General features: G+C 71.0%; 5 protein-coding genes. 2 read left to right on the top strand and 3 right to left on the bottom strand.

The features are described 5' to 3' along the window. Both VGW35_26835 and VGW35_26830 read left to right on the top strand, forming a co-directional pair. Nucleotides 1-924: ATP-binding protein (locus VGW35_26835; protein ID HEV8311292.1), on the top strand; the 924-nt coding region annotated here is incomplete at its 5' end. A gap of 26 nt (nt 925-950) precedes the next feature. Continuing rightward, entirely contained in the window at nt 951-1091 is a 141-nt protein-coding gene (locus VGW35_26830; GenBank protein HEV8311291.1) for a hypothetical protein, read from the top strand. A 240-nt stretch (nt 1092-1331) separates the two neighbouring features. Here the strand turns inward: VGW35_26830 and VGW35_26825 are convergent, their stop codons facing one another. The 3 genes from VGW35_26825 to VGW35_26815 all read right to left on the bottom strand — a co-directional run. Continuing rightward, a complete protein-coding gene (locus VGW35_26825) occupies nt 1332-2351 on the bottom strand; it encodes a rod shape-determining protein (protein ID HEV8311290.1) in 1020 nt (339 codons plus the stop codon). Further along, nucleotides 2352-3338: an N-acetylmuramoyl-L-alanine amidase gene (locus VGW35_26820; protein ID HEV8311289.1), complete on the bottom strand. Its 987-nt coding sequence runs from the start codon at nt 3336-3338 to the stop codon at nt 2352-2354. Nucleotides 3339-3449: 111 nt separating this feature from the next. Next, a partial coding sequence (locus VGW35_26815) for an acyl-CoA dehydrogenase (protein ID HEV8311288.1) occupies nt 3450-4607 on the bottom strand: 1158 nt, incomplete at its 5' end.

Here is a 4607-nt window from a genome sequence, read left to right as displayed (position 1 = left end):
GATCTGGTGTCGGTGATCACCGCGGCCGTCGACGCCGCGCGCCCGGCGGCCGACGAGAAAGGCCTGCAGCTGGACGCGGTACTGGACGCCGCGACGGGCTCGGTGTTCGGCGACGCGCACCGCTTGCAACAGGTGGTGGCGAACCTGCTCTCCAATGCGATCAAGTTCACGCCGGCCCCGGGCCGCGTGGAGGTCCATCTTCGGGCGGTCGGGGCCGAGGCCGAGATCACGGTGAGCGACACGGGCCAGGGCATTCCCGCCGACTTCCTCCCGTACGTCTTCGAGCGTTTTCGACAGGCGGATGTGACCACCACGCGAGCGCACGCGGGCCTGGGCCTGGGGTTGGCGATCGTGCGCCACCTGGTGGAGCTGCACGGCGGGCGGGTCAAGGCGGAGAGTCCGGGGGGAGGCGCGGGGGCCAGCTTCACGGTGAGCCTCCCGCTCCTGTTGGGCGGCCGGCCCACCGGTGCATCCGCGCCGTCGGGGACGACCCCGCTCCCCGACGCCGAGCCGACGCTCGACGGCGTACACGTGCTCCTGGTGGACGACGAGGCCGATGCGCGCGAGGTGCTGACGGCGCTGCTCGAAGAGCATGGCGCCCGGGTGACGGCGGCCGCGTCGGCCGCCGAGGCGCTCGAGCGTCTGGAACGGGTCAGACCCGACGTCCTCGTGAGCGACCTGTCGATGCCGGACGAGGACGGTTACGCCCTGATCCGCCGCGTGCGAACGCTTCCGAGCGATCGCGGGGGGCAGATTCCGGCGGTGGCGCTCACGGCCTATGCGGGCGTGGAGGACCGCGAACGGGCGTTCGCGGCCGGCTTCGAGGTCCACGTCGCCAAGCCCGTCGAGGGCGGCGAGCTGGCGGCGGCGATCATGGCCGGTCTGGTGTCGGCGTCGTCCCGCGCCGGCCGGGTACGCTCGTAGCGCCCACCGGTCGAGGATCGATTCCGATGTCGCCCCGCGATCCGATCTGTCCGTTCTGTTCGAGGCCCGTCGAGCCCGGTCAAAGCGCGATGCGCGAGGACGGGAAGGTCGTCCACATCCACTGCTACCTGAAAGCGCACGAGAAGGATCGGAAGCGCCAGGGCTAACCGCCTCGGCGCGAGGGAGAGAGAGTCAGAGTCCCGGAGGCGCCGCCACGGCCCCCCCGGTTGAGCTGGGAGCGTGCGGAGTAACCCGGCGCCGGCCACCGAGCGCACGGTGCATCGAGGAGTGCTCCGAGCGGCGGCTTTTGCCGCCGCCACGACGGGGGGGCATCGGGGGGGTCTTCCGAGACCCCCCCGAAAGGACGGGGGGCATCGGGGGGTCTTCCGAGACCCCCCCGAAATGACCTAGCTGGGGAGCTGCTCCCAGTCGGCGTCGCTGGCGTCGAGGGCCAGCGCCAGGCTGCCGTTCGAGCCGGCGAAGACGGGGTCGTCCACCGTGCGGACCTTGCCACCCCCGACGTCGAGGAGCATCTTCTCGAGCGCATCGCCCAGGCCGGGGATCTGTGAGCCGCCGCCGGCCAGGATGACGTTGTTCCGCACCCGCTCCTGGTACTCCGGCTCGACCCTGGCCAGGAGGTCGAGCATCGTCTCGGCGATGGGCGGGAGGAGCGCCTCGCAGGCGCGCCGCATCTCGGCGGTGATGTCGAGCGGGGTCGGCTTTCCGGCGACCTGGACCGTGACCACCACGGGCCCCTTGGGCTCGCCCACGAAGCCCCACCTCTCCTTCCACTCGCGGACCATGTGGATCGAGAACTGGGCGTCGGGCTGCCGGGTCCGCACCATGGTGGCCAGCTGCTCGTCCAGCCAGTCGCCGGCGTGGGTCAGCGTCCGCTGCTCGTCCTCGGTCGGGTAGCGCCCGTTCATCACGCAGAAGTCGGTCGTCCCGGCGCCGATGTCCACGATCATGGTGTGGAGCAGGGCGTCCATCCCGTAGGCCACCGCGAACGGCTCGGAGACGATCATGAGGGCGTCGGCGATCCCCTTCACGGCGTTCCGCAGATGCTGGCGGCTGACCCGGAGCGCCTCGGCCGGCACGCCGACGACGGCGAAGACGCGCGAGTCGTCGGCGCCCCCGACCAGGGAGATCAGGTGGCGCAGGAGCTCCCGGACCGCGGCCTCGTCCTTCTCCGAGCCCTCTTTGATCAGGCCGCGCTCGAGCGGGCGGTGAAGCTCCAGCATCGAGCGGTTGTCGAGCGCCTCTCGCCCGAAGAGGATCGACTTCTTCACCACCTTGCGGGCGACCGTGTCGACCGGCCACCCGACATAGCTCTCGACCACGTGGCGCGCCCCGCTGGAGGCGGAGATCGAGCTTCGTGAGGTGCCGAGATCGATGCCGACCCGGAGGGCCTCGTTCTTCTTGGTCATCTACACACTCCCCTGGCCGCCGGGCCGGCTGCGCGCATCCGCGTACGCGCGGATCCCCTGGAAGAGCGCCCGGGCGATCTCCTGGCGGTAGGCCGGGTCTTTGAGGAGCCGCGCGTCCTCGTCGTTGGAGAGGTAGGAGACCTCCGCCAGGATGCCGGGCATCTCGGTGGCGACGAGCACGAGGAAAGGCGCGGGCTTGACCCCGCTGTCGCGGATCGCCGGGTTCCCTTTGACCAGGGTCTCCACGAGGCCCTGGTGGACGGCTTCGGCAAGCTGTTTCGATTCGGTCTGCCGCACGTGGACGTAGACGCCTTCCAGCAGGCGGCGGAAGTCCGCCAGCGAATAGCCCGATGCGCGGTTCTCGGCCCCCGCCAGGCGCTCCACCTGAGGATCGGCGGTGGGGCCGAGATGGTAGGTCTCGATGCCCCGGTAGCTGCGGGTCGGCAGCGAGTTGAAATGGATCGAGACGAAGAGGTCACCCCGCTGGAAGTTGGCGAGCTGGGCGCGCTCCCGGAGCGAGACGGTCTCGTCGCGCTCGCGCGTCATCACGACGTCGAATCCGGCTTCCCCCAGCAGCATCCGCAGCCGCTGAGCGACGTCCAGGGTGATGTCCTTCTCCCACAGCCCCCCCGACGCCGGCGCCCCCGGGTCCGTCCCGCCGTGCCCGGGATCGACCACGATCTTCCGCACCGCCAGGGGAAAGGCGGCGGGACTGATCGCCCGGGGGGCCGGCAGCGTGGTGGGTCCGGACAGCGCGGCTCGCGGCGCGATCCCGGCCCGCTCCGCCCGGTCCGTGGACAGTGCGCTGACGGCGAGGAAGAGAAGGGTGGGGGCCGCTACGAGGCTGAGGCCTCGCAGGAGGCCGAGGCGCACCCGCCGGGTACGGCTCGGGGGGAGTGGCCGGAAGGGGAGCCCGTGGAGCGTCTCCACGTTCTCCCGGACCACCTCGCTGACCAGCCGGCGCTTGAGTCGCTCCAGTCCCGCCATTGATGGGCCCGAGTGGCCCTTGAGCATAGCGACCCCAGGCGGAATCGTCAAGATTTTGAGGCGGATGGCCCATCCCGGCTGGGAGGGGCCCGGGCCGAGCGTCCGGGATCATTACAGATTGATCAGCTGGGCGACCCGCTCCCGGTGGAAGGTCGCGTCCCCGAAGGTCACCTCGGCGGCCTTGGCCCGCTTGAAGTAGAGGTGGAGGTCGTGCTCCCAGGTGAAGCCGATCCCGCCGTGGATCTGGATCCCGTCGCCGGCGGCCTTGCGATAGGCGTCCGAGACGTAGGCCTTTGCCATGGACGCGGCCTGGGAGGCCTCGGGGACCCCCTCGTCCACGGCCCACGCGGCATAGTAGGTGATGGACTTGGCGTTCTCGACGGCGACCAGCATGTCGGCGCACTTGTGCTTGACCGCCTGGTACGTCCCGATCGGCTTCCCGAAGGCGACGCGGATCTTCGCGTACTCGGTGCACATCTCGAGGACGCGCTGGGCGCCGCCGCACATCTCGGCGCAGAGGGCGACCGTGGCGCGGTCGAGGATCCGCCGGAGCGCCGGCCAGCCCGTGTCGAGCCCGCCCAGGAGCGCCCCCGGCCCGACGTCGACGCGCGAGAGCGTCACCTCGCAGAGCTTCCGCGTCCGGTCCATCGTGGGCAGGGGCGTCACCGACACCCCCTTGGTGGCGGCCGGGACGAGGAAGAGGCTCACCCCGTGCTGCGGGTCCTCCTTGGTCGGCTTGGCCGTCCGGGCGGCGACGACCAGGAGGTCGGCGCCGTGGGCATCCGGCACGAAGAGCTTGGTGCCGGAGAGGAGGTAGTGTCCGTCCTTGCCCTTGATCGGCTTGGCCGCGAGCTGGATGCCGGAGGCCGTCCAGCCCGGGGTCTCCTCGATGAGCGCGAGGGTCGCCCGCGCCTCTCCACCGGCGATCCTGGGCAGCCACTCGCCCTGCTGCGCCTCCGAGCCCGCCTCGAGGAGGGCGAGGCCCCCGAGGAGGACGGTGGAGAAGTACGGTCCCGGCATGACCACCCGGCCCATCTCCTCGAGGATCACCGTGAGGTCGACGAAACCGAGCCCGACGCCCCCGTGGGCCTCCGGGTAGATGAGCCCCAGCCAGCCGAGCTCGGCGAGCTTCTGCCAGAACTCGTCGGTCGTGCCCACCGCGTCGTCCATCATGCGCCGGACGAAGGTCGAGGGGCACTCCTTGTCGAGGAAGCTCCGCGCCGTCTGGCGCAGCAGCTCTTGCTCCTGGCTGAAGCCGAAGTCCACTGG

The organism is Candidatus Methylomirabilota bacterium (assembly GCA_036005065.1).
Classification (GTDB): domain Bacteria; phylum Methylomirabilota; class Methylomirabilia; order Rokubacteriales; family DASRDR01; genus DASYQW01.
This window is presented reverse-complemented; position numbering and strand designations above follow the sequence as displayed.